Raw genomic sequence first — 23,466 nt, 5'->3', positions numbered from 1 at the left:
CTTTCGCTTTTGGGTGTTTGGTGTTTTTTTTTTTTTTTTGGGGGTGGTGGGGGGGGGGGGGGGGGCGGGGGGGCGGGGGGGGGGGGGGGCGCCTGCGGCGGGCCCTTTCCCCACCCCGCCCCTTCCCGAACCGGGGCTCCGCCCCGGACCCCGCGCCTCAAACGCCGGCGAGGCTGGAAATGGGAGCCTGGGGCGGAGCCCCAGTTGCCGTCAGCCCCGGTCGCTTGGGCGGGCCAGGCGGAAGGCGCGTTGGGCTGCGCCGGAGCCGCTTGGGACCGGGATCTCCGTGACCGGCTGTTCCGGGGCGCCCATCTGGGGGACCAGGCCCGGCGTCGAGCCCGTCGTTCCCGCCAGGACCGCCGCCGCCGCGCCGCCTCGGCGGCGGATGGAGCCGGGGACCAGGGGGCGGCCCGAGGTGTGCAGGGCGACCGCCGTCATCGGGGCCGCCGCCAGCAGGAGCAGGGCGCACAGGAGAAGGCCCATGCCCGGGTAGCCGAACTGTTCGGACAGGACGCTGCCGGTGACCGGGCCGCAGGCCACGCCCAGCGAGGACGCCGAGCCCACGAGCACCGCCCACCGCCCGCGCGGGTCCAGGGACGCGGCGAGGCCGAGCAGGTACGACAGGACGACCGGGTAGAAGACGTTCCAGAGGACCTCGCCCGTCGCGAACGCCGGCAGGCTCTCCGCGCCCGAGCTCACAAGGACGCAGACCGCGATGATCGCCGTGCCCGCCCCGATCGGCGCCGCCCGGCCCAGGCGTGAGCCGAGCGCACCGGCCGCCGTGACGCCGGCGAGCCCGGCCCCCAGGGCCACCGCGAAGACCGCGCCGACGGTGACCTCGCTCAGCCCGGCCTGGGTGAGCCCGATCCGGCCGCTCACGCCCCACAGGGCGTTCTGGGCCATGGACCAGCACAGGATCGCCGCGGCGAGGACCAGGCCCGAGCGGCGGTGGGGGAGCGGGGTCGCCTCAGCCGTGGTCGGCGTCGGCGTCGGCGAGGGGCGAGAGACGCCGCCCGCCCCCAGCCCCGCCGTCAGCGGCCAGACCAGCGCCGCCGCCAGCGCGATCGACGCGAACGGCAGACCGTGGCCGCTCCCCAGGTGGGGGAGCGTGAGGTAGAGCGCGCCGGCCGTCGCCGAGACCGTGAGCAGGCCCAGCGTGGAGGCCCGGTGCGGGTCCCGTTGGGCGGCGATGCCGGCCGCGGCCACCGCCAGGGCCGTACCGGAGCCGAAGCCGCCCACGACCGCCCCGCCGACCACCAGCGGCACGCTCGTGGTCAGCGCGGCCGAGCCGTAGCCGAGGACCATCGCGCCGAGGCCGATCCGGGCCGCGCGGCGCGGGCCGAGCCGTTCCACGCGGGAGGCCAGGGTGAAGCCGGCCGAGGCGGAGGCGAGGAGCAGGACCGAGCCGACCAGGCCCGCCTGGGCCGGGCTGAGGCCGAGCCCGGCGGAGAGTCTGCCGACGACGGTCGGGAGGAGGTACGGGGCGAGATAACCGGCGGTGAACAGGGCCACGAGGGGCCCCAGGGCACGCGGGCGCGACGACATGGGCGTTCCAGGAACGGCGGGGCAAGGGAGGAGCGCCCGGTGTGCGAACGGGAATCCTTGACCGCGGGATCCGTCGACTGCGGGGTCGCGGGGCTATTCGTATCAAGTGACCGAGGGCCGCGAGAAGCCCGAAGAGGAAGGAAAGGCCCCAATCTATTTGTGATCTGGGTCACTATGGGGTTTGGGGGGTGGAGTGCCGGGTAGACGACGCCGGTTTTCCGTCCCGCGTCACCCCGGTCACCCCGCCCCCATCAGGCACACTGGCCTGATCGGCACCACGGACGGGAGCAGGCCGTGACCACAGCACGAGGAGACCAGCAACACGACGCGGGCGTCGACCCGTTGGGGCGCCTGCGCGAGCCCACCGACCCCGCCTGCGACGTCTTCCTCACCGGCACGGTCTTCCTCGACATCATCTTCACCGGCCTCGACAGCGCCCCCGTGCGCGGCACCGAGTCCTGGGCCAGGGGCATGGGGTCCAGCCCCGGCGGCGTCGCCAACATGGCCACCGCCCTCGCCCGCCTCGGCCTGCGCACCTCGCTCGCCGCCGCCTTCGGGGACGACCACTACGGCGAGTACTGCTGGGACGCCCTGGAGCAGGGCGAGGGCATCGACCTCTCGCTCTCCCGGACCGTCCCCGGCTGGCACTCCCCGGTCACCGTCTCCATGGCGTACGAGGGCGAGCGCACGATGGTCTCCCACGGCCACGAGGCCCCGCCCCTGGACGGCGCCCTGCCCGCCTACCCGCCGCACGCCCGGGCCGCCGTCGCCTCGCTCGTGCCCGGCCGGTCCGAGGAGTGGGTCGCCCGGGCCGCGCGGGGCGGCGCGAAGGTCTTCGCCGACGTCGGCTGGGACGACACCGGCCGCTGGGACCTGCGCGGACTGACCGACCTGGAGCACTGCGAGGCCTTCCTGCCCAACGCCCAGGAGGCCATGCGCTACACCCGTACCGACTGCCCCAGGGCCGCCGCCAGGGCGCTCGCCGACAAGGTCCGCTACGCCGTGGTCACCCTGGGTGCCGAGGGCGCCTACGCGGTCGACGGGGCCACCGGCGAGACCGCCGAGGTGCCCGCGATCGCGGTCTCCGCCCTCGACCCGACCGGCGCCGGGGACGTCTTCGTGGCCGGGTTCGTCACCGGCACGCTCGCGGACTGGCCGCTCGCCGACCGGCTCGCCTTCGCCGGGCTCATCGCCGCGCTCTCCGTCCAGGAGTTCGGCGGCTCGCTCTCCGCCCCCGGCTGGGGCGAGGTCGCCGCCTGGTGGGAGCACGTCCAGGAACACGTCTGCCAGGACCCGGAGGCGCTGCGCGCCCGCTACGCCTTCCTCGAACGCATGCTCCCGGCCGCCACCCGCCCCTGGCCCCTGCGCCGGGCGGTCCCGACCATCGGGTTCCGCGCCGCCCCGTCGTGAGCCGCCCGTCGTGACCCCCCTCGCGACCCTCCCCGTGAGCGGCGCTCACGCCTCGTAAAAGCCCTCGGCCTTGTCGGTGCCAAGTCGTAGGCTTGGTATCCCAGAGGTTGTCGAGCAGCGAGAACCCTGCAACGGGAGGTATGTGCAGGCCACAGTGCCGGCCCATGACTCAGACACCCACAGCCCCCAACGGCGCGCCGGGCGAGACCCGCGCCTACTTCACCGTCCCCGCCAAGCATCCGATGGTGACCGTTCTCGGTTCCGGTGACGCACTCCTGCGTGTGATCGAGGAAGCGTTCCCGAAGGCCGACATCCATGTCCGGGGCAACCAGGTCAGCGCTGTGGGAGAGGCGGCGGAAGTCGCCCTCATCCAGCGCCTGTTCGACGAGATGATGCTGGTGCTCCGCACCGGACAGCCGATGACGGAGGACGCAGTGGAACGCTCGATCGCCATGCTCAGGGCGAGCGAGAACGGCAAGGCGGAGGCAGGCCAGGAGACCCCGGCCGAGGTGCTCACGCAGAACATCCTCTCCAGCCGCGGTCGCACCATCCGCCCCAAGACCCTCAACCAGAAGCGGTACGTCGACGCGATCGACAAGCACACGATCGTCTTCGGCATCGGCCCCGCGGGCACCGGCAAGACGTATCTGGCCATGGCCAAGGCGGTCCAGGCCCTGCAGTCCAAGCAGGTCACCCGGATCATCCTGACCCGGCCGGCCGTCGAGGCGGGTGAGCGGCTCGGCTTCCTGCCCGGCACGCTCTACGAGAAGATCGACCCGTACCTGCGGCCGCTCTACGACGCGCTGCACGACATGCTCGACCCCGACTCGATCCCGAAGCTGATGGCCTCGGGCACGATCGAGGTCGCGCCGCTGGCGTACATGCGAGGCCGGACGCTCAACGACGCGTTCATCATCCTCGACGAGGCGCAGAACACGAACCCCGAGCAGATGAAGATGTTCCTCACCCGGCTCGGCTTCGAATCCAAGATCGTCATCACCGGTGACATCACCCAGGTCGACCTGCCCGGCGGCACCAAGAGCGGTCTCCGTCAGGTCAGGGACATCCTGGACGGCGTCCCGGACGTCCACTTCTCCATGCTCACCTCCCAGGATGTCGTCCGGCACAAGCTCGTCGGCCGTATCGTCGACGCGTACGAGCAGTACGACAGCCGCAACGGGAAGCAGTAGAAGAGCACCATGTCGATCGACGTCAACAACGAGTCCGGAACCGAGGTCGACGAGCAGGCGATCCTCGACATCGCCCGCTACGCGCTCGCGCGGATGCGCATCCACCCGCTCTCCGAGCTCTCGATCATCGTCATCGACGCGGAGGCGATGGAGCAGCTCCACATCCAGTGGATGGACCTCCCGGGCCCGACGGACGTCATGTCCTTCCCGATGGACGAGCTCCGTCCGCCGGCGAAGGACGACGACAACGCGGAACCCCCGCAGGGGCTCCTCGGCGACATCGTGCTCTGCCCCGAGGTCGCCACCCAGCAGGGCAAGGACGCGCCGACGCAGCACTCCATGGACGAGGAGCTCCAGCTCCTGACCGTCCACGGAGTGCTGCACCTGCTCGGCTACGACCACGAGGAGCCGGACGAGAAGGCCGAGATGTTCGGCCTCCAGGCGGCCATCGTCGACGGCTGGCGCGCGGAGAAGGGCCTCACCGGCCCCTCGCCGGCGCCCACCGTCTCCTGACCCGGGGATCGGGCCCCCGATGAACGCATCGCTCATCCTCGGAGCGGTCGCGCTGGTGATCGTCGCCTGGCTCGCCGCCTGCGCCGAGGCCGGTATCGCCCGCGTCTCCAGCTTCCGCGCCGCCGAGGCCGTACGGTCCGGGCGGCGCGGCGCCGAGAAGCTGGCGCAGGTCGCCGCCGACCCGACCCGCTACCTCAACGTGGCGCTGCTCGTCCGGGTCGCCTGCGAGATGGCGGCCGGGGTCCTCGTCACGTACGCGTGCCTGGAGGAGTTCCCCGAGACCTGGGAGGCCCTGCTCGTCGCCATGGCGGTGATGGTCCTGGTCTCGTACGTCGCGGTCGGCGTCTCGCCGCGCACCATCGGCCGCCAGCACCCGCTGAACACGGCGACCGCCTCCGCGTACGTGCTGCTGCCGCTGGCCCGGATCATGGGCCCGATCCCGCAGCTGCTCATCCTGATCGGCAACGCGCTCACCCCCGGCAAGGGCTTCCGCAAGGGCCCCTTCGCCTCCGAGGCCGAGCTGCGCGCCATGGTCGACCTGGCCGAGTCGGAGTCGCTGATCGAGGACGACGAGCGCCGGATGGTGCACTCCGTCTTCGAGCTCGGCGACACGCTCGTACGGGAGGTCATGGTGCCGCGCACCGATCTCGTCTGCATCGAGCGGTACAAGACCGTCCGTCAGGCCCTCACCCTCGCGCTGCGCTCCGGCTTCTCCCGGATCCCGGTGACCGGCGAGAACGAGGACGACATCGTCGGCATGGTGTATCTGAAGGACCTGGTCCGCAAGACGCACATCAACCGTGACTCCGAGTCCGACCTGGTGTCGACGGCGATGCGGCCCGCCACCTTCGTGCCGGACACCAAGAACGCGGGCGACCTGCTGCGCGAGATGCAGCAGGAGCGCAACCACGTCGCCGTCGTCATCGACGAGTACGGCGGCACGGCCGGGATCGTCACCATCGAGGACATCCTCGAGGAGATCGTCGGCGAGATCACCGACGAGTACGACCGTGAGCTGCCGCCCGTCCAGGAGCTGGGCGGGGACAGCTACCGCGTCACCGCCCGCCTCGACATCGGCGACCTCGGCGAGCTGTACGGCTTCGGCCCGGACGAGTTCGACGACGAGGACGTGGAGACCGTCGGCGGCCTGCTCGCCAAGGCCCTCGGCCGGGTGCCGATCGCCGGTGCCAAGGCGGTCGTGGAGCTGCCCGACGGGCGCTCGCTGCGGCTGACCGCCGAGTCCCCGGCGGGTCGCCGGAACAAGATCGTGACGGTGCTCGTGGAGCCCGTACCGGTCGACCCGAAGGGGGACGAGGGATGACGCCCGACCAGCTGCGCGCCTTCTGCCTGGAGTTCAACGACGCGACGGAGGAGTTCCCCTTCGGGCCCGACACCTCCGTCTTCAAGGTCGCCGGGAAGATGTTCGCGCTGTCCTGGCTCGACGGCCGGCCGCTGCGGATCAACCTCAAGTGCGAGCCGGAGGAGGCGGTCAGGCTCCGCGAGGAGTACCCGGCGGTCGCCCCCGGCTATCACATGAACAAGCGCCACTGGAACACGGTGACCGTCGGCGAACTCCCGGACCGCATGGTCCGGGAGCTGGTCGAGGACTCGTACGACCTGGTGGTCGCGGGCCTGCCGAAGGCGGTACGGCTCCGGCTCGACCGGCCGTAGCCAGCGGCTCAGGCCTTCCGCCGCAGGCCCACGGCGACCAGCAGGGCCGCCGCGACGACGATCGCCGCGTCGATCGCGAGAACCGTGCGCACCCCGTCGTACAGGCTCGGGCCGGTCGTGGCGAAGATGCCCAGCAGCGGGATGCCGACGGTGAGGGCGACCTGCTGGGTCGTGGTCACCAGACCGGTCGCCAGGCCCTGCTCCTCGTCCGGGACGCCTGAGGTGACGGTCACGCCGTACGAGATGATCGCGGCCAGGTGGAACATGCTGGCCAGCGAGACGCCGACCGTCGCGAGGACCGCGCCCGACTCCGTGCCGAGGCCGAGGAGCGTCGCCACGAACACGCCCTGGCCGAGCAGGGAGACCGCGAGCGTGCGGCGGGCGCCGAACCGGCCGATGATCTTCGAGGCCAGCGATCCGGCGAGCACCGACAGGACGCCCTGCACGCCGAAGACCAGGCCGGTGCCGAAGGCCGAGAGGCCCAGGGTCTCCTGGAGGTACAGGGTCAGCACGAAGACGACCGTGGACATCATCGAGAAGGTCACCAGCCCGCCCAGGTTGCCGAAGGCGACCGTCCGGCGGCGCAGCATCGGCAGTGAGACCAGCGGGGACTCGTGCCGGGACTCGACGGCCACGAAGGCCGCGAGCAGCAGCACCCCGCCCACCAGCGTGACCAGGACGTCCGTGCCGCCGAAGCCGCGCTCGGCCGCCGTCGACAGGGCGTAGATCACGGCGAGCAGCCCGCCGGTCACGGTCACCGCGCCCGGCACGTCGAGGCGCGGCCGCTCGGCGGTCCGCGACTCGCGCAGCACACCGGGGGCGAGCGGCAGCACGATCAGGCTGAACAGGGCGAGCAGCCCCATCGTCGAGCGCCAGCCCAGGGTGTCGGTCATGACCCCGCCGAGCACCATGCCGATGGTGAAGCCGAGGGACATCAGCGTCCCGGAGATGCCGAGCGCCCGGGCCCGCTGCGGGCCCTCGGGGAAGGTCGTCGTCAGCAGGGACATGCCGGTCGGCACGATCGCCGCCGCGCCCAGGCCCTGCAGGGCCCGCCCGGCGAGGAAGGAGGCCGGGTCCCAGGCGAAGGTCGCGAGCAGCGAGGCCGCGCCGAAGAGGGCCAGACCCCCGAGGAACAGCTTCTTGCGCCCGAACAGGTCGCCGATCCGCCCGAAGAGCAGCAGGAACCCGCCGGACGGCAGCGCGAAGGCGGTCACCGCCCACTGGAGCGCGGACGGGCTCATGCCGAGGTCGGCGCCGAGGACGGGCAGCGCCACGTTCAGGACGGAGAAGTCGAGCGCCACCATGAACTGGGCGGCGCAGAGCACGAAGAGCACGAGCCGGGCGCGGCCGTTCAGCGCGGGCGGGGCGGCTGGAGCAGGGGTGGTGGTGTTGGTGGTGGGAGTTGTGGTCGGGGAGTCGACGGTCGTTGCCATGGACACACCCTCGGCGCCCGGGAACAACCGTGGGGAGCGGGTACTTATCCTGTTGGTCGCACCACCAGGCATCCAGGGGGAGGAAGCGAGCCGTGGCGACAGCGGTCGAGAACGATGCCGCGAAGGCACACCGACTGGGCGAACTGCGCGAGTTCCTGATGAGCCGTCGGGCCCGGGTCACCCCGGCCGAGGCCGGACTCCCGGACGGCGGCGCCCGCCGCCGCACGCCGGGACTGCGCCGTGAGGAGGTCGCCGTCCTCGCGGGCGTCGGCGTCTCCTGGTACCAGTGGCTGGAGCAGGGCCGCGACATCACGGTCTCCCCGCAGGTCCTCGACGCGGTCGCCCGCGTGCTGCGGCTCAGCCCGGCCGAGCGGCGCCATCTGTACGTCCTCGCCGCCCTCAACCCGCCCGCGCCCGAGGTCGATCCGGCGGCGCGGGACATGTGCGCGGGGCTGCGGCGGCTGATCGACGCGTGGATGCCGTTCCCGGCGCACATCATGGACGTGTACTGGAACGCGATCATGTACAACGAGTCGGCTTCGGTGGTCCTTGGCATGCGGCCGGAGACCTCGCAGAACTGCCTGATCTCCTTCTTCACCGACCCGCTCTACCGCTCCCGCGCCGCCGACTGGGAGCGCCTCGCGCCGCAGCTCGTCGCCCAGTTCCGGGCCGCCTGCTCGGAGTGCCCGGACGACGACGGCTTCCGCGCGGTGGTGGAGGAGGCGAAGGCGGTGAGCGAGGAGTTCGCGGCGCTGTGGGAGCGCCGAGACATCTCCCCGGGCGGCCAGCTCCGCAAGCGGATCGAGCACCCGATCGTCGGCGAACTCCACATGGAGGCGACGCAGTTGCGGGTGCCGGCCCGCCCCGACCTGACGATCGTCATGCACACCCCGCTGCCGCTCGCGGACACCGAGGCGAAGCTGACCTGGCTGGTCTCCCCGGAGGGCAGGCGCGGGGCGATGTACCCGATCGCGGGCTGAGCGAAGCGGTCGGGGCGCGGGGGCGCGGGGGCGCCCCTGCGCACAGGAGGGTCACAGCCTCCGGTTATCCTCCTGGCGTTCCGGCCGTACGTACCCCCACCGGTGTCGGTCGTACCGTTCCCGCTCGCACCCACAAGGGGTCTGCTCATCATGCGTACGCGCATCCGCCACGGCCTGGCCGCGGCCCTCACCGTCTCCGCACTCTCCTTCGTCGCCGCGTGCGGTGGCGGCGAGGCCCAGGACGACACCAAGAAGGACAAGGCCGCCGACAAGCCGGCCGCCTCGCAGACGACGTCGGCGGCCCCGTCGACCGCCCCGGCGGCCACCGCGCCGCTGACGGCCGCGCAGATGAAGGCCGGTGTCCTGGAGCTGAAGGACCTGCCGTCGGGCTGGAAGGCCGTCAAGGCCGAGAAGGGCCCGACCCTCACCAAGGTCGACAAGGCCGAGTGCCAGCCGATCGGGGCCCTGTTCGCGGACAAGCTGGCCGGTGCGACGCTCGGTGCCTCGGGCGACTTCGAGCGTGGCGCGGGCACGACGCTCAACGAGGAGGTTCTGACCTTCGCGGGCACCGGTGCCACCGACTTCGTCACGAAGCTGGGCGGCGCCCTGGAGGGCTGCACCGGATTCGGTGCCACGGCGGAGGGCATGAAGGTCCAGGCCACCGTCAAGAAGCTCACCGCGCCGCAGGGGGCCGAGGAGGCCCACGCCCTGCGGGTGAAGCTGAGCATCCCCGACTTCGGTTACGCGACGGAGGTGGACCTGCTGGTCGCCCGCCAGGGCACCGGTGTGATCCGGCTGGCGCACGACCCGGCCGGTACCGCCGGCGCGAAGGACTTCGACACCTTCGCCAAGCTCGCCACCGACAAGTTCGTCAAGGGCGCCCAGAGCTGACCCCATGGGCCGACCTATCCTCGGTCCATGACACTTCAGCCCGACCACGGCGACCTCGGCGCCGAGGACCTCAAGATCATCACGCTGGCGCGCAGCGCCCGCGCCCGTAACGGTGTGCCCGAGGGTGCGGCGGTACGGGACGAGACCGGCCGGACCTACGTGGCCGGGACCGTGGCCCTGGAGTCGCTCAAGCTGAGCGCGCTCCGGACGGCCGTGGCGATGGCCGTGGCCAGCGGGGCCCAGTCCCTGGAGGCCGCGGCCGTCGTCTCGAACGCCGAGGCGGCATCGGACGAGGACCGCGCGGCCGTACGCGACCTCGGCGGGCCGGAGACCCCGGTGCTGCTCGCCGGGCCCGACGGGCAGCTGCGCGCGGCGGTCACGGCGGGCTGAGGCGGTTCGACAACGGAAACGGAAGGAGGCCCGGCAGTGCGCCGGGCCTCCTTTGTGTGTTTGTGAAGAATCAACGAAACGTCTCTTGTCTTCCTCGGCCCGTTGCGCATCAATGGCAGCGGTCGGTCCGACGGACCGTCAGATTCACGCCTTCACGCAGCGTCCGCACCCCTGCGTGCTTCATCGGGAAGGGGTACGACCACATGAGAGGCATCAGCAGAGGCGGGTTAGGCATCGGCGCGGTCCTCGCGGGCGCGCTCGCCGCGACCGCGCTCGCCTTCGCCCCGGCGGCCGGCGCCGTGACGCCGGGCACCGCCACGGCCACGTACGACTGCGGGATCTGGGGCGGCGGGCTCGCCACCCTCCAGGCCACGCAGAGCGGCACCGCCGCGACGATCACCCTCACCTCGGCCGTCAAGACGCCGGTCGCGGTCGGGGCCGACACCATCAACGCCCAGCTCACGATGGCCAAGGGCGGTGGCGGCACCCGCGTGTTCAGCGGTCAGAAGAACCCGGCACTGGCCGCGCAGCAGTCCGTCACCATCGGCCCCCTCAGCGGGACGGTGGCCACCGGTGACAGTCTCAACTCGTACTTCGCCGGCACCGCGCTGACGATGACGATCTTCGGCGTCGCCGTGAACTGCGACGCGGTCACGTCGCAGTCGCCCGGCCCGTTCGTGTTCTAGCGCGACCCGCTCCTCCGTTCCACCGCTCCTCCGTTCCTTCACCGGCGTCGCCACAGGCGGCGCCGGTACCTGTGCTGCGCCCGTCAAGGCCCTCCCGTGACACCCCCTGTGAACAGGCGAAACGTCGATCTTGACAGTATCTGATGGGTCATCAGTCGGTGCATTTCGATTCCATTGACTTCTCCTGGCCCGCAGCCGTCAATGGCGCCCTCTCATCCCTCAGGAGGGGGCACACATGGCACTTTCGCCCACCCGGACCCGGACCCGAAGACGGCGCTGGACCGCCGCTCTCGGGGCCACGGCCCTCGTGTTCGCAGCGGGCGGCGCGCTGGCGTCTCCGGCCGGCGCGTTGGGGACCGCGTCGCAGGAGGTGGAATTCCCCACCCGCTGCGTACCGCCGCCGATCGCCGGCATCCCGCCCATCGAGGGCATCACCAAGGCCCAGATCACGGTCGACAAGGCCACGCCCAAGGTCGGCGACACCGTCACGGTGACGTACACGATCACCAAGCCGGCCGCCTCGAACCCCGTCGACCTGGCCCTGCCCGCCGACATCATGACCCCGACCGGCAAGGTCGCCCTCGGCGGCGCCCAGACCGGCGCGGTCACCGTGACCGGGCCGAAGAAGAACCCGCCGGTCCCCGGCAAGGGCACGTTCCCGTCGTTCTCGATGACCGGCACGTTCACGGTCACCGCGCCCGGCTCGATCACGCTCTCGCCCGGTGACTACAACATCCACACCAGCTACATCATGGAGCTGGACACCCCCTGTACGGTCCTCAACCCGCCCGCCCCCGTCTCCGAGACGGTCGTCGCGAGCGCGCAGCCGGGCGCCAACGAGCGGAACGTCTCGCTCGGCGCGGCCTCCGGCGCACCCGGCGTCCGGGTCACCGTGACCGGCGCCAAGTTCACCCCGCTCGCCGAGGTCACCGTCGTCGGCCGGGCCGGCGGGGCGGAGACCGCCGACAAGATGACCGTCACGACCGACAGCGAGGGCGGCTTCGTCGCCCGCCTGAAGGTCAACGACAAGGCGACCACGGGGATCGTGGCGTACGAGGGGGCGGCCTGGGACCCGGAGAAGGGTGCGGGACCGGCCGCGTACACCGTCATCGACGACACCCCGCAGCCGCCGAACAGCCAGAAGCTCACAGCGGCCGTCACGGCGGGCGAACTGTCGATGACCCAGGCCGGTGACGCGGTCCAGCTGTCGTCCGTCGACTTCGGTCAGGGCGGCGCGGCGACCGGCGACCTGAAGACGGTGACGGTCAAGGACTTCCGCGGCGGCCCCGCGGGCTGGTCCCTGACCGGCAAGGTCACCGACTTCACCGGCCCCGGCGGCTCCATCGGCGCCGGCGCGCTCAGCTGGACCCCGGCCTGCACCACCAAGGCCGGCAGCCCGAGCACCTGCGTACCCGGCTCGGCGGGCGCGGTCGGCAGCGGCGGGGCGACCCTCGCCTCGACCCCGAACGGCACGCTCACCGGCGGCGAGTTCACCGTCGACGCCAAGGTCTCCCTCGACGTCCCGGCGTTCACCGCGCCCGGTGCGTACGCGGGCGTCCTGACGCTCACGCTCAGCTGATCCGCCGTACGCACACCGCGGGCCGGGCGCGCACCCGGTCGGCCCGCACCAACCTTGGGGGGTTCCGCACCGTGCGCAGCAAGCTCTACGTCTTCCTCCTCGCGGCGGCGCTCACGCTGCTCGGCGTGGCGGTGGCCCCGGCCGCCCAGGCCGCCGAGAACGGCGAGTGGGCGGTCTACCCGGCCGCCTCCGAACTCGGCAGCCGGCCGTACTTCTATCTCTCCGCCGACCCCGGTACGACCGTGAGGGACCAGGTCACCGTCGCCAACAAGACCGGGGCCCCGCTGACCTTCCGGCTCTACGGAGCCGACGCGTACAACACCGAGCGCGACGGCGGCTTCGCCGTCCGCACCAGCCAGGAGAAGCAGACCGGCGCCGGTGCCTGGATCAAGCCCGAGCGCACCCGGGTGACCGTCCCGCCCCGTTCCAAGGTCACCGTGCCGTACACCCTGACCGTCCCCGAGGACGCCGAGCCCGGCGACCACCCCGGCGCCGTCGTCGCCCTCGACGAGCGGATCGAGGCCGGGTGGGGGTCCCCCCAGGACGAAGTCCTAGGGGGAGGCTCGGTCGCCGTCGGCGTCCAGCGCGCGGTCGGGGCCCGGGTCTACCTCCGGGTCAACGGCCCGACCGTCCCGGCCCTCGCCGTCGAGGACGTCACCCTCGACCAGGACCGGCCGCTGGTCCCCGGCGCGGGCACGTCCAGCGCCGTCATCTCGTACACGCTCCACAACCGGGGGAACGTGACCCTCAACCCCAAGGTGGCCCTGCGCGCCGAGGGCGTCTTCGGCCGCACGCTCCTCGCCCGCGACCTGGCGAAGATCCCGTCCGAGCTGCTGCCCCGGCAGAAGATCCGGCTGACCGAGCGGTGGACGGGTTCGCCGCAGTTCGACTGGGGCGAGGTGACGCTCACGGCCACCGCGAAGGACGTACGGGAGTCCGGTCGGGCCTCCTTCCTCGCGCTGCCGTGGCTGGCCGCCGGGGTGGTGCTCGTCGGGGGTGGCGTGGCGCTGATCGCGCTGCGGGTCCGGCGGTTCCAGGCGGTCCGAGCGGGCTCCGTCGCGGGCTGAGTACGTCCCGAGGTACGTGAGGGGGCCGGGGATCGGGGAGAATGGCCCCCATGAGCGCTCGTAACCAAGAATCCGAAGCCGTCCACCGGGCCGGCTTCGCCTGCTTCGTAGGCCGCCCCAACGCGGGCAAGTCCACCCTCACGAACGCTCTGGTCGGCCAGAAGGTGGCGATCACCTCCAACCGGCCCCAGACCACCCGGCACACCGTGCGCGGCATCGTGCACCGCCCGGACGCGCAGCTGATCCTGGTGGACACGCCCGGCCTCCACAAGCCGCGCACGCTCCTCGGCGAGCGGCTGAACGACGTCGTGCGCACCACGTGGGCCGAGGTCGACGTGATCGGCTTCTGCCTGCCCGCCGACCAGAAGCTCGGCCCCGGCGACCGTTTCATCGCCAAGGAACTGGCCGGGATCAAGAAGACCCCGAAGGTCGCGATCGTCACCAAGACCGACCTGGTCGACTCCAAGACGCTCGCCGAGCAGCTCATCGCCGTCGACCAGCTCGCCAAGGAGCTGGGCTTCGAGTGGCGCGAGATCGTGCCGGTCTCGGCCGTCGGCGACAAGCAGGTCCAGCTGGTCGCCGACCTGCTGATCCCGCTCCTCCCGGAGTCCCCACCGCTCTACCCGGAGGGCGACCTCACGGACGAGCCCGAGATGGTCATGGTCGCGGAGCTGATCCGCGAGGCCGCCCTCGAAGGCGTACGGGACGAGCTGCCGCACTCGATCGCGGTGGTGGTCGAGGAGATGATCCCGCGCGAGGACCGCCCGGCCGACAAGCCGCTCCTCGACATCCACGCGAACGTCTACATCGAGCGCCCCAGCCAGAAGGGCATCATCATCGGCCCGAAGGGCAGCCGCCTCAAGGAGGTCGGCATGAAGTCCCGCAAGCACATCGAGGCGCTGCTCGGGACCCCGGTCTTCCTCGACCTCCACGTGAAGGTCGCGAAGGACTGGCAGCGGGATCCCAAGCAGCTCAGGAAGCTCGGCTTCTAGGGGGCCGGGGCCCCCGGGGCCGTCAGTTCCACAGGGCGGAGAAGCCCAGGCGGAACCGTTCCGTGGTCGCGTCGACGACCGCGCTGTTGCCCGCCGCCTCGGCCTCGGCCGGGGTCAGGGCACGCGCGAAGAGCCGGATCTCGTCCAGCGACCCCGCGAAGTGCTCCAGTCCGTCCGGCCGGGTCCCGACCCGGAGGACCGGCGGGTCGGCCGGGGTGATCGCGCCGCTCGCGTCCGCGCCGGCGGCGGAGACGGCGGCCGTTCCGCCGTCCACCGAGAGCCGCAGCTGCTTGCCCTCGCGGGTGAGGACGGCGAGGTGCCAGGAACCGTCGTTGTACGCGCCGGGCACCGCCACGTCGACGTGGTCGCGACCCGCGCCGGTGTCCACCAGACCGTGGATCCGCCCGTTGCCGGGCTCCGCCCGCAGCCAGAACTGCGGCGCGTCCGGGCCCTGGCCGTAGGTCCACAGGATCGGGTGCGCACCGCTCGTCGCGGAGTAGCGGAACCACGCGGTCAGGGTGAAGTCGGCCGCGCCGATCTGGAGGTCCGTCGAGCAGGACGTGGTCTGCAGGTGGTCGTCCACCCCGTCCAGCGCGAGCGCCTTGCCCGCGCCGCGGGTGGTCTGCGTCGGCCCGCCCTGGACGGCCGGGGAGTCGCGGTGGTCGCCCGCGGAGTCGGTGGTGCGCTGCTCGCGCACCACGGTCTCCTGGGCCTTCAGCTGGGCGTCCGTGAAGGAGGAGAACCGGATGTAGCGCCCGTGCGGGTGGCTCAGGGCCGACTCGTAGACCATCCCGACCGTGCCGGGCGCCAGGAGGGTCAGGTCGGAGTAGCCGGCGAAACCGGGCGCGACGACCGTGCCGGTGCCCGACCAGGTCCTGCCCTCGTCGGTGGTGGAGCGGATCGTGAGGTCCCGCCGGTCCGTCACGGTGCTGCCCGTGCTGGAGGAGCCGGAGTACAGGATGCGGTTGCCCGCGTCACCGGTGTCCGTGGCGTTCAGGCGCAGCAGCGAGCCGAAGACCGGGGGCGAGTCGAGATCCCCGACCGGCTCGAAGCCGCGGGTGAAGGAGTCGCCGCCGTCGGTCGACTCGGCGTCGAGCCGCCGCTCGTTGTAGCCGCAGGAGAGCCGGTCGCGCGCGTTGAAGAGCAGCGACCCGTCGGTCCGCTCGACGACGGCGACCTCACCCGCCTGCTGGGGGACGGCCGTGCTGCCCGCGGGGGCGACCGCGGGCGTGTCGGTGTAACCGCCCAGCGTCCAGTTCTGGCCGCCGTCGTCGCTGACGTACAGCTGCGCGCCGGCGCGCAGATTGTCCTTGTTCTTGTGGTCGCCGGTGACGACGAGCCGCCCCTTGTGCGCGCCACGGGTCAGCTGGATGCCGTGGCCGGGACCGACGGACACCCAGCCCCACTCGGCCTTCTTGTACGTGGGCAGCTGCCGGGGCTCGCTCCAGGAGGTGCCGCCGTCCTCGCTGTTGACGACGCTCACGGTGCGGTTGCCGCGGTCGTGCACCTTCGACGAGGCGTACACGAGGGAGACGCGTCCGCTGGCGGCGTCGACGACGGGCGAGGGGTTCCCGTGGGCGAGGTCGTCGGTGGCGCCGACGACGACCTTGGCCGCCGGATCCCAGCTCTGACCGTTGTTCGTCGACCGCTTCACGAGGATGTCGATGTGCGTGTCGTCGGTGCAGTCGTTGACCCGGCCCTCGGCGAACGCGAGGAGGTCACCGGAGGCCGTCCTGACCACGGAGGGTATGCGGAAGCACGCGTAGCCGGCGTCGACGCCGATCTCGAACGGCGTGGAGACCTTGGGGTTGATGGCCGGTTCGGCCGCGGAGGCCGGTGAGGGAGCGAGCGCGCCGGCGGCGAGGAGGGTGAGTGCGAACGCGCTCAGCACCCCGCGGCGGGCGCCCCGTGACAGAAGATGATCATTAGGCATGGTTCGTATGTTCGCACGAATGCCCGGACGGCGAGGGGGAGTTGATCGAGTGCGGAGCCACGAAAACTGGAGGTCAGCGCTCCGGGGAGCTCTACGCTCCCTCCTTCAGCACCCTCTCGATCAGCGTCCGCTGCGCCTCCGTCAGTCGCGGATCGCCACAGCGGACCGTCGCGCCGTCGACGGTGATCTCGTACGAGAACCCGTCCGGCACGCCCCGCACCTCGCCGTCCCCCTCCCGGACCACGGTCGCGGCCAGCTCGTCCCACTCCCCGGCGTCCGGCCGGCCGGAGGTGTTCACCTCGGCCGACCGTTCGATGCCCGCGAAACCGCCCGTGCGCCGCACTCGAATACGCATGGGGCAGGTCTATCAGTCGGTCGGCACGCCGACGGCCGCCCAGGCCTTCAGGACGGCCTGGATCTCCGCGCCGTCGCCGTAGCGGGCCTTCGCCGCCGCGACCGTGGCCGTGGCGAACTCGGTGAAGCGGGTCTCCGGGGTGAGCGTGCCGCCGGTCATCACGTCGTACCAGATCTGGCCGGTCCGCTCCCAGGCCTTGCCGCCCAGCTCCGTCGCCGCCAGGTAGAAGGCGTGGTTCGGGATGCCCGAGTTGATGTGGACCCCGCCGTTGTCCCGGCTGGTGCGGACGTAGTCGTCCATGTGGCCCGGCTGCGGGTCCTTGCCGAGGACGTCGTCGTCGTACGCCGTGCCGGGGGCCTTCATGGAGCGCAGCGCCGTCCCCTGGACGTTCGGGTGGAAGAGGCCCTCGCCGATCAGCCAGTCGGCCTGGTCGGCGCTCTGGCCGAGGCCGTACTGCTTCACCAGCGAGCCGAAGACGTCCGAGACGGACTCGTTCAGGGCGCCGGACTGGCTGAAGTACTCCAGGTTCGCCGTGTACTGCGTGAAGCCGTGCGCCAGCTCGTGGCCGATCACGTCCACCGGGAGCGTGAAGTCGAGGAAGATCTCGTCGTCGCCGTCCCCGAACACCATCTGCTCGCCGTTCCAGAACGCGTTGCCGTAGTTCCGGTCGTAGTGGACGGTCGCGAGGAGCGGCAGCCCCGCGCCGTCGATGGAGTCCCGCTGGAAGGCCTTCAGGAAGAGGTCGAAGGTGGCGCCGAGCCCCGCGTACGCGCGGTTGACGGTGGCGTCCCCGGTCGCCTCCTGGCCCTCCTCGCGGACCGTCACGCCCGGCAGCTCCGTGGCGCCCTGGGCGTCGTAGACGGTCCGCCGGGGGCGGGCGGACTCGGCGCCCGGCGCCACGGCGGTCGGCGTGGCCGGGCGGGACAGCAGGCGGCCGGTCCGGTTCGCCGCGTCGGCGACCAGGGTGCGCCGGGCGGTCGCGGCGACGGCCGGGTTGTCGGACGCGGCCAGGTGCTCCAGGAGGTGCGGGGGCACGATCGTGCAGAAGACGGTAGTCATCCCAGCAATGTGGCACTGGGTTACGTGACTGTCACTAGAGGCGACCATGATCCGCGAAATGGAGTGATTCGTCACCTATTCCTATTTTCGTTCCCGGCCGTCCCGCATACTGGACCGAGATGTCCGCGCTCGGCGGACCTCAGCTAGGCTGCGGCACATCATGCGTTTCGGGCTGCTTCTCCTTAGCTGCCGCGGCGAGGGCCTGTAGTCGTAGGCCGACCCCCTCCCCGCGGGACCTGGTGTTGCGTTCGACAGTCGGCCGTCCTTCTTGCTGGACCCGAGGAGCCCAACGCACATGTCCCAGTCTCCGTTCGTCAGCCGCCCCACGCCGATCACCAACGCGACGCAGCTGCAGAAGCCGTCCGGGATGCCGATCCACAAGTACGGCCAGTACGAGCAGGTACGGATCCCCGACCGGACCTGGCCCGAGCAGCGGATCACCAAGGCCCCGCGCTGGCTGTCCACCGACCTGCGCGACGGCAACCAGGCCCTGATCGACCCGATGAGCCCCGCCCGCAAGCGCGAGATGTTCGACCTGCTGGTGCGCATGGGCTACAAGGAGATCGAGGTCGGCTTCCCGTCCTCCGGTGACACCGACTTCAACTTCGTGCGCTCCATCATCGAAGAGGGCGCGATCCCGGACGACGTCACCATCTCCGTACTGACCCAGGCCCGCGAGGACCTGATCGAGCGGACCGTGGAGTCCCTGGTCGGCGCCAAGCGCGCCACCGTCCACCTGTACAACGCCACCGCGCCCACCTTCCGCCGGGTCGTCTTCCGCGGCTCGAAGGAGCAGATCAAGCAGATCGCGGTGGACGGCACCCGCCTGGTCATGGAGTACGCGGAGAAGCTGCTGGGCCCGGAGACGATCTTCGGCTACCAGTACAGCCCCGAGATCTTCACCGACACCGAGCTGGACTTCGCCCTGGAGGTCTGCGAGGCGGTCTGCGACGTCTGGCAGCCGGGCCCGGGCCGCGAGATCATCCTCAACCTGCCCGCCACCGTGGAGCGTTCGACGCCCTCCACGCACGCGGACCGGTTCGAGTGGATGTCCCGGAACCTGACCCGCCGCGAGCACATCTGCGTGTCGGTCCACCCGCACAACGACCGCGGTACGGCGGTGGCCGCGGCCGAGCTGGCCATCATGGCCGGCGCCGACCGCATCGAGGGCTGCCTGTTCGGGCAGGGCGAGCGGACCGGCAACGTCGACCTGGTGACGCTGGGCATGAACCTGTTCTCGCAGGGCGTCGACCCGCAGATCGACTTCTCGCAGATCGACGAGATCCGTCGCACCAGCGAGTACTGCAACCAGATGGAGGTCCACCCGCGCCACCCCTACGCGGGCGACCTGGTCTACACCGCCTTCTCCGGCTCCCACCAGGACGCCATCAAGAAGGGCTTCGACGCCATGGAGGCCGACGCGGCCGCCGCCGGTAAGACCGTGGACGAGATCGAGTGGGCGGTGCCGTACCTGCCCATCGACCCGAAGGACGTCGGCCGCTCCTACGAGGCCGTCATCCGGGTCAACTCGCAGTCCGGCAAGGGCGGTATCGCGTACGTCCTGAAGAACGACCACAAGCTGGACCTGCCGCGCCGGATGCAGATCGAGTTCTCGAAGATCATCCAGCAGAAGACGGACAGCGAGGGCGGCGAGGTCACGCCGGCCGCGATCTGGTCGGTCTTCCAGGACGAGTACCTGCCCAACCCGGGCAACGCCTGGGGACGCATCCAGCTGCGCTCCGGCCAGACCACCTCCGACACCGACGGCACCGACACCCTGACCGTCGAGGCGGTCGTGGACGGCGTCGACACCGTCCTGAGCGGCTCCGGCAACGGTCCGATCTCCGCCTTCTTCGCCGCCCTGCAGGCGATCGGCGTGGACGCCCGACTGCTGGACTACCAGGAGCACACCATGAGCGAGGGCGCCTCCGCGCAGGCCGCCTCGTACATCGAGTGCGCCATCGACGGCCAGGTCCTGTGGGGCATCGGCATCGACGCCAACACCACGCGCGCCTCGCTGAAGGCCGTCATCTCGGCGGTCAACCGCTCCGCGCGCTGACCCGGGCATCCCGTCGAAACGTGATCTCCGTCACCCCTTCAGGTTGGCTTAAGGGAGAAGCGTCGACGGTGCCCCAATTACCCGTATGTGCGGGTAGTTGACGCCACATCAGGGAGTGCCGGAAGGTCGGCTCGTCCACTCGGACGACCCCCTTCCGCACTCCCTGACCTGGAGTTCCTCCATGCGTACGCCCGCCGCCGTGGCCGCTGTCCTCGCGGTCACCGGCACCGCCCTGCTCGGGGCCCCGGCCGCCTCCGCCACCCCGACGGCCACCCTTTCGTGCGCCCCTCTCGGTGCGGCCGGTGGTTACGCCGAGTTCGTCGAGAAGGACTCCACCCGCTTCTCCGACTCCGAGGGCGCGGTCGCGGTCGGCGGGGACGCGTACTTCGGCGACGGCGCCACCAACCAGGGCTTCTCCGTCGGCTCCCGGCTCACCGACGCCGACCTCGCGAAGCTCCCGGGCGGCCGCAGCCTCGTCGTGGCCGGCACGCTCCACGCCAACCAGGTCGTCGTCTCCAAGGGCAGTGCCGTCTACGGAAAGCTGGACGACCGCTCCACCGCCAACTTCGCCGTCGACGGACGGCACGCCGGCGGTGCATCGCCGACCTCCCCGATCGACTTCGGCAAGGAGTTCGCCACCCTGCGGAGCCTCTCCGCGGGCTGGGCGGCCGCGCGGCCGAACGGCACCGTCACCGTGCCCCAGGGCTCCCACGGGCTGCTCCTGACCGGCACCGACAAGGAGCTCAACGTCTTCGCCGTCGCCGCCGAGGACCTCCAGAAGGCCGCCGAGATCTCGGTCAAGGTCCCGGCCGGCGCCACCACCCTCGTCAACGTGATCGGCACCTCGTACGACATGGGCGCCACCCCCACGTACGGCGTGAACCTCTGGGACGAGACCGCGGGCCGCTTCGTCCAGGACGACTACGCGGCCGGCAGCTTGGCCTTCAAGCAGGTCCGCTCCGAGCTGCTGTGGAACTTCCCGCAGGCCGCGAGCGTGAAGAAGAACTACACCTCCTGGCCCGGCACGATCCTCGCGCCGAACGCCACGGTGGAGCTGGGCGGCAAGGGCGTCGGCCCCGGCCATGTCAACGGCTCGGTCGTCGCCGAGGAGCTGCTCTCCGTGCCCGGCGCCGAGACGCACCAGATGACCTTCACCGGCTGCCTGCCCAAGAACGCCGAGCCGGGCGCCCCCGTCACGCCCGAGGAGCCGAAGCCGACGCCGACCGTCGTCCCGGAGCAGCCCAAGCCGGAGGAGCCTGGCGTGAAGGAGGGGGAGCCGTCCGCGTCCCCCTCGACGCCCGCCGAGAGCAGCGCCCCCGGGACCCCCGCGCCCTCCCCGACCACCCCTGAGGGTGATCTCGCCAGTACCGGATCCGCGTTCGGACCGGGTGTCGTGGGGGTGGCCGTCGCGACCGTGGCCCTGGGCTTCGGATTCGTCGCGTACTCGGTGCGCAGGCGCCGTGGGCGGGCCTCCTGACGATGGCGCGTCTCGGCCAAGTCGATGGCGATCTGCTGACGGGGTGCTGACGCCGCATCAAGGATGTGGCTAACATCACTCCCCACGTCGGCAAAGTCGCCGGTTCGTCAAGGGAGGTGCGGCGTGCTGTCTGCCCGAGAGTCACGTGGACGAAAAGTAACCCTCTGCGGCATTCGTACCTCCTGGAACACCGTCGGCGACGGCGAGTTCTTCTGCGAGGAATGCGGCGGGGACCGCAACTACCGCCGCCGGACCGGACGCCGGCGGTTCGCCGTCCTCGGCGTGCCGCTGCTGCCCCGGGGCCACGCGGGTCCGGTCATCGAGTGCGCGGGCTGTCACACGCACTTCGGCACCGACGCCCTCGACCACCCCACCACCAGCCGCTTCGCCGCGATGCTGCGGGACGCCGTGCACACGGTCGCCCTCGCCGTCCTCGCGGCGGGCGGCACCTCGTCCCGTACGGCCGTGGACACCGCCGTCGCGGCGGTCCGCGCCGCCGGGTACGACGAGTGCACCGGCGTCCAGCTCACGGACCTGGTCGAGGCGCTCGCCGCCGACACCGGCCGGTTCCTGCCGGACGCGGACTGCGGGGGCGCGGCCCTCGCCATCGAGCTGCACGAGGCCCTGGAGCCGCTCGCCCCGCACCTGGCCGCCTCCGGACGGGAGTCGATCCTGCTCCAGGGGGCGCGGATCGCACTCGCGGACGGGGCGTACAGCCCCTCGGAGCGGGACGTCCTGAACACGGTCGGCAACGCGCTCGCGCTCTGCGCGGACGACACGGCACGGCTGCTCGCGACGGCGCGGACGCTGCTCTGAGCTCCGCTCACGGCGCGATGTTGTGGTTGAGGCGGAAGAGGTTGCCGGGGTCGTAGCGGCGCTTCACCGTCCGCAACCGGTCGTAGTTCTGCCGGTAGTTGGCCCGCACGCGGTCCTGGTCGTCGGTGTCCATGAAGTTGATGTAGCCGGCCTCCTCGGTGTGCGGCCGCAGGTCCGTGTCGTAGGCGCGGGTCCAGGCGATGTTCGCCTCGTTGTCGGCGGGGTCGGTGTGGGTCGTGCCGAACGCGGCGGAGAAGTGGGCGTCGCGGTAGGCGAAGGCGCTCTCCTCGGGGCCGACGCGGTGGCACGCGCCGTCGATCGGGAAGACCGCGGTGTCGCTCTCCATCGAGGGCAGGGTCGCGCCGTAGCGGATGTGGACGTCGAGGGCGCCGTCGGTGAGATCGCGGCTGAAGTTCCCCTTCCAGTAGTGGTAGAGCCCGGGCGGCAGGTCCTCGTCGAAGAGCGTGTTGACCATCGGGTACGGCATCCGCTCCACGAACCTGCCGACGACGGGGCCCAGGTCGTCCAGGAGCGCGAGCACCTTCTCGTCCTCCGCGGGCGGGCCGCTGAAGCAGGTCACCAGGCCGCAGAGCGGGCGGCCGTGCCAGCGTTCCGGCAGGAACGGCATGTCCGGGCCGAGCACCATGACGAAGATCGTGTTCAGCTCCTCGGGTGAGTCGGCGACCAGATCGCGCCAGCGGCGGGCCACCTCCGCGTCGAGCGGGTAGAACGCGACGCCGCCCAGGACGTCCGCCACGGGGTGCAGCCGGTAGACGAACGAGGTGACGACGCCGAAGTTGCCTCCGCCGCCGCGCAACGCCCAGAAGAGGTCGGGGTGCCGTTCGGCGTCGCAGGTGACGAGGGTGCCGTCGGCGGTCACGACGTCGGCCTCGATCAGGTTGTCGCAGCTCAGGCCGTAGCGGCGGGCGAGGTTGCCCATGCCGCCGCCGAGGGTGAGCCCGGCGATGCCGGTGGTGGAGACGACCCCGCCGGTGGTGGCAAGGCCGAAGGCGTGCGTGGCGTGGTTGAAGTCGGCCCAGGTGCAGCCGCCCTCGGTGCGGGCGGTACGGGCCACGGGGTCGACGCGCACCGAGCGCATCGGGGACAGGTCGACGACGAGCCCGTCGTCGACGGTCCCGTACCCGGCGACCGCGTGCGCGCCGCCCCGGACCGCGAGCGGCAGCCCGTGGTCCCGGGCGAAGAGCACGCCGGCGATCACGTCGCCCGCGTCCGCGGCCCGGACGACGACGGCGGGCCGCCGGTCGTGCATGGCGTTGTAGACCGCGCGGGCCTCGTCGTAGTCGGGGTCGCCGGGGACGACGACCGCGCCTCGGACGGCACCGCGCAGGGTGTCCAGCGAGTTCGTGGTGAGGGTGAGGGGGTCGGTGGTGTCCATGCACCCGTTCTAGGCCGGGGGAGC

21 protein-coding genes are annotated in these 23,466 nt (G+C 71.7%); 15 read left to right on the top strand and 6 right to left on the bottom strand.

What is annotated here, in order from left to right; all coding sequences use genetic code 11:
- Positions 1-210 precede the first annotated feature (210 nt).
- A complete protein-coding gene (locus ACWCO8_RS36840) occupies positions 211-1,545 on the bottom strand; it encodes an MFS transporter (protein WP_451035875.1) in 1,335 nt (444 codons plus the stop codon).
- A gap of 294 nt (positions 1,546-1,839) precedes the next feature.
- Here ACWCO8_RS36840 and ACWCO8_RS36835 point away from each other — a divergent pair, with 294 nt between their 5' ends.
- The 5 genes from ACWCO8_RS36835 to ACWCO8_RS36815 all read left to right on the top strand — a co-directional run bounded on the left by ACWCO8_RS36835 (position 1,840) and on the right by ACWCO8_RS36815 (position 6,329).
- Complete coding sequence (locus tag ACWCO8_RS36835; protein ID WP_451035874.1) at positions 1,840-2,955, top strand: carbohydrate kinase family protein; 1,116 nt, start codon at positions 1,840-1,842, stop codon at positions 2,953-2,955.
- Between the two features lie 164 nt (positions 2,956-3,119).
- Positions 3,120-4,145, top strand: coding sequence for a PhoH family protein (locus ACWCO8_RS36830; protein ID WP_362006439.1), 1,026 nt, complete (start codon positions 3,120-3,122; stop codon positions 4,143-4,145).
- A 9-nt stretch (positions 4,146-4,154) separates the two neighbouring features.
- On the top strand, positions 4,155-4,658 hold the full coding sequence (ybeY, locus tag ACWCO8_RS36825; protein WP_362006436.1) for an rRNA maturation RNase YbeY: 504 nt from the start codon (positions 4,155-4,157) through the stop codon (positions 4,656-4,658).
- 19 nt (positions 4,659-4,677) lie between these two features.
- Entirely contained in the window at positions 4,678-5,979 is a 1,302-nt protein-coding gene (locus tag ACWCO8_RS36820; RefSeq protein ID WP_451035873.1) for a hemolysin family protein, read from the top strand.
- On the top strand, positions 5,976-6,329 hold the full coding sequence (locus ACWCO8_RS36815; protein WP_352187912.1) for an MmcQ/YjbR family DNA-binding protein: 354 nt from the start codon (positions 5,976-5,978) through the stop codon (positions 6,327-6,329). The genes ACWCO8_RS36820 and ACWCO8_RS36815 overlap by 4 nt, the downstream gene beginning before the upstream one ends.
- Positions 6,330-6,337: 8 nt before the next feature.
- Here ACWCO8_RS36815 and ACWCO8_RS36810 read toward each other — a convergent pair whose 3' ends face one another.
- Positions 6,338-7,762 carry an MFS transporter gene (locus ACWCO8_RS36810; RefSeq protein ID WP_451035872.1) on the bottom strand — a complete coding sequence of 475 codons (1,425 nt, stop codon included), beginning with the start codon at positions 7,760-7,762 and terminating at the stop codon, positions 6,338-6,340.
- A 158-nt stretch (positions 7,763-7,920) separates the two neighbouring features.
- Between ACWCO8_RS36810 and ACWCO8_RS36805 the strand changes: the two genes are divergently transcribed.
- From ACWCO8_RS36805 to era, 7 genes are all read left to right on the top strand, one after another.
- A complete protein-coding gene (locus ACWCO8_RS36805; RefSeq protein ID WP_451035877.1) occupies positions 7,921-8,742 on the top strand; it encodes a helix-turn-helix transcriptional regulator in 822 nt (273 codons plus the stop codon).
- A gap of 150 nt (positions 8,743-8,892) precedes the next feature.
- The gene (locus ACWCO8_RS36800) at positions 8,893-9,633 is read left to right on the top strand and encodes a hypothetical protein (RefSeq protein ID WP_451035871.1); all 741 of its coding nucleotides are present in this window, start codon (positions 8,893-8,895) and stop codon (positions 9,631-9,633) included.
- A 27-nt stretch (positions 9,634-9,660) separates the two neighbouring features.
- Complete coding sequence (locus tag ACWCO8_RS36795; protein ID WP_451035870.1) at positions 9,661-10,023, top strand: cytidine deaminase; 363 nt, start codon at positions 9,661-9,663, stop codon at positions 10,021-10,023.
- A gap of 203 nt (positions 10,024-10,226) precedes the next feature.
- Positions 10,227-10,709, top strand: a complete 483-nt coding sequence (locus ACWCO8_RS36790; RefSeq protein WP_451035869.1) for a hypothetical protein — start codon at positions 10,227-10,229, stop codon at positions 10,707-10,709.
- A 235-nt stretch (positions 10,710-10,944) separates the two neighbouring features.
- A complete protein-coding gene (locus ACWCO8_RS36785) occupies positions 10,945-12,288 on the top strand; it encodes a beta-xylosidase (protein ID WP_451035868.1) in 1,344 nt (447 codons plus the stop codon).
- A gap of 71 nt (positions 12,289-12,359) precedes the next feature.
- Positions 12,360-13,355: a WxL protein peptidoglycan domain-containing protein gene (locus ACWCO8_RS36780; RefSeq protein ID WP_451035867.1), complete on the top strand. Its 996-nt coding sequence runs from the start codon at positions 12,360-12,362 to the stop codon at positions 13,353-13,355.
- A 41-nt stretch (positions 13,356-13,396) separates the two neighbouring features.
- Positions 13,397-14,347, top strand: coding sequence for a GTPase Era (era, locus tag ACWCO8_RS36775; RefSeq protein WP_451035866.1), 951 nt, complete (start codon positions 13,397-13,399; stop codon positions 14,345-14,347).
- Positions 14,348-14,369: 22 nt separating this feature from the next.
- Here era and ACWCO8_RS36770 read toward each other — a convergent pair whose 3' ends face one another.
- The 3 genes from ACWCO8_RS36770 to ACWCO8_RS36760 form a co-directional block, all read right to left on the bottom strand.
- The gene (locus ACWCO8_RS36770; RefSeq protein ID WP_451035865.1) at positions 14,370-16,280 is read right to left on the bottom strand and encodes an exo-alpha-sialidase; all 1,911 of its coding nucleotides are present in this window, start codon (positions 16,278-16,280) and stop codon (positions 14,370-14,372) included.
- A 91-nt stretch (positions 16,281-16,371) separates the two neighbouring features.
- Complete coding sequence (locus ACWCO8_RS36765; protein WP_451035864.1) at positions 16,372-16,635, bottom strand: protealysin inhibitor emfourin; 264 nt, start codon at positions 16,633-16,635, stop codon at positions 16,372-16,374.
- 12 nt (positions 16,636-16,647) lie between these two features.
- Positions 16,648-17,694 (bottom strand): M4 family metallopeptidase, encoded by a 1,047-nt coding sequence (locus ACWCO8_RS36760; protein ID WP_451035863.1) that lies wholly within the window; start codon positions 17,692-17,694, stop codon positions 16,648-16,650.
- A 295-nt stretch (positions 17,695-17,989) separates the two neighbouring features.
- Between ACWCO8_RS36760 and leuA the strand changes: the two genes are divergently transcribed.
- The 3 genes from leuA (at position 17,990) to ACWCO8_RS36745 (ending at position 22,046) form a co-directional block, all read left to right on the top strand.
- Positions 17,990-19,753, top strand: coding sequence for a 2-isopropylmalate synthase (gene leuA / locus ACWCO8_RS36755; protein ID WP_451035862.1), 1,764 nt, complete (start codon positions 17,990-17,992; stop codon positions 19,751-19,753).
- A 181-nt stretch (positions 19,754-19,934) separates the two neighbouring features.
- Positions 19,935-21,230 carry a choice-of-anchor A family protein gene (locus ACWCO8_RS36750; RefSeq protein WP_451035861.1) on the top strand — a complete coding sequence of 432 codons (1,296 nt, stop codon included), beginning with the start codon at positions 19,935-19,937 and terminating at the stop codon, positions 21,228-21,230.
- Between the two features lie 123 nt (positions 21,231-21,353).
- Positions 21,354-22,046 (top strand): TerB family tellurite resistance protein, encoded by a 693-nt coding sequence (locus ACWCO8_RS36745; RefSeq protein WP_362006395.1) that lies wholly within the window; start codon positions 21,354-21,356, stop codon positions 22,044-22,046.
- 7 nt (positions 22,047-22,053) lie between these two features.
- On the opposite strand, the gene ACWCO8_RS36740 is transcribed toward ACWCO8_RS36745, so the two are convergent.
- Positions 22,054-23,442 carry an FAD-binding oxidoreductase gene (locus ACWCO8_RS36740; RefSeq protein WP_451035860.1) on the bottom strand — a complete coding sequence of 463 codons (1,389 nt, stop codon included), beginning with the start codon at positions 23,440-23,442 and terminating at the stop codon, positions 22,054-22,056.
- Between the last annotated feature and the right edge of the window lie 24 nt (positions 23,443-23,466).

It is taken from the genome of Streptomyces sp. NPDC001927, from assembly GCF_053594455.1.
The sequence above is the reverse complement of the archived record's forward strand: the minus strand, read 5'-3'. Positions and strand labels throughout refer to the sequence as shown.

Excerpts from the sequence above, each read along its gene's own strand:
- ACWCO8_RS36785 (WP_451035868.1), top strand. The coding sequence starts at position 10,945 with ATGGCACTTTCGCCCACCCGGACCCGGACCCGAAGACGGCGCTGGACC.
- ACWCO8_RS36820 (WP_451035873.1), top strand. The coding sequence starts at position 4,678 with ATGAACGCATCGCTCATCCTCGGAGCGGTCGCGCTGGTGATCGTCGCC.
- ACWCO8_RS36800 (WP_451035871.1), top strand. The coding sequence starts at position 8,893 with ATGCGTACGCGCATCCGCCACGGCCTGGCCGCGGCCCTCACCGTCTCC.
- ACWCO8_RS36750 (WP_451035861.1), top strand. The coding sequence starts at position 19,935 with ATGCGTACGCCCGCCGCCGTGGCCGCTGTCCTCGCGGTCACCGGCACC.
- ACWCO8_RS36815 (WP_352187912.1), top strand. The coding sequence starts at position 5,976 with ATGACGCCCGACCAGCTGCGCGCCTTCTGCCTGGAGTTCAACGACGCG.
- ACWCO8_RS36795 (WP_451035870.1), top strand. The coding sequence starts at position 9,661 with ATGACACTTCAGCCCGACCACGGCGACCTCGGCGCCGAGGACCTCAAG.
- ACWCO8_RS36810 (WP_451035872.1), bottom strand. The coding sequence starts at position 7,762 with ATGGCAACGACCGTCGACTCCCCGACCACAACTCCCACCACCAACACC.
- leuA (WP_451035862.1), top strand. The coding sequence starts at position 17,990 with ATGTCCCAGTCTCCGTTCGTCAGCCGCCCCACGCCGATCACCAACGCG.
- ACWCO8_RS36790 (WP_451035869.1), top strand. The coding sequence starts at position 10,227 with ATGAGAGGCATCAGCAGAGGCGGGTTAGGCATCGGCGCGGTCCTCGCG.
- ACWCO8_RS36840 (WP_451035875.1), bottom strand. The coding sequence starts at position 1,545 with ATGTCGTCGCGCCCGCGTGCCCTGGGGCCCCTCGTGGCCCTGTTCACC.
- era (WP_451035866.1), top strand. The coding sequence starts at position 13,397 with ATGGCCCCCATGAGCGCTCGTAACCAAGAATCCGAAGCCGTCCACCGG.
- ybeY (WP_362006436.1), top strand. The coding sequence starts at position 4,155 with ATGTCGATCGACGTCAACAACGAGTCCGGAACCGAGGTCGACGAGCAG.
- ACWCO8_RS36770 (WP_451035865.1), bottom strand. The coding sequence starts at position 16,280 with ATGCCTAATGATCATCTTCTGTCACGGGGCGCCCGCCGCGGGGTGCTG.
- ACWCO8_RS36830 (WP_362006439.1), top strand. The coding sequence starts at position 3,120 with ATGACTCAGACACCCACAGCCCCCAACGGCGCGCCGGGCGAGACCCGC.
- ACWCO8_RS36760 (WP_451035863.1), bottom strand. The coding sequence starts at position 17,694 with ATGACTACCGTCTTCTGCACGATCGTGCCCCCGCACCTCCTGGAGCAC.
- ACWCO8_RS36740 (WP_451035860.1), bottom strand. The coding sequence starts at position 23,442 with ATGGACACCACCGACCCCCTCACCCTCACCACGAACTCGCTGGACACC.
- ACWCO8_RS36805 (WP_451035877.1), top strand. The coding sequence starts at position 7,921 with ATGAGCCGTCGGGCCCGGGTCACCCCGGCCGAGGCCGGACTCCCGGAC.
- ACWCO8_RS36765 (WP_451035864.1), bottom strand. The coding sequence starts at position 16,635 with ATGCGTATTCGAGTGCGGCGCACGGGCGGTTTCGCGGGCATCGAACGG.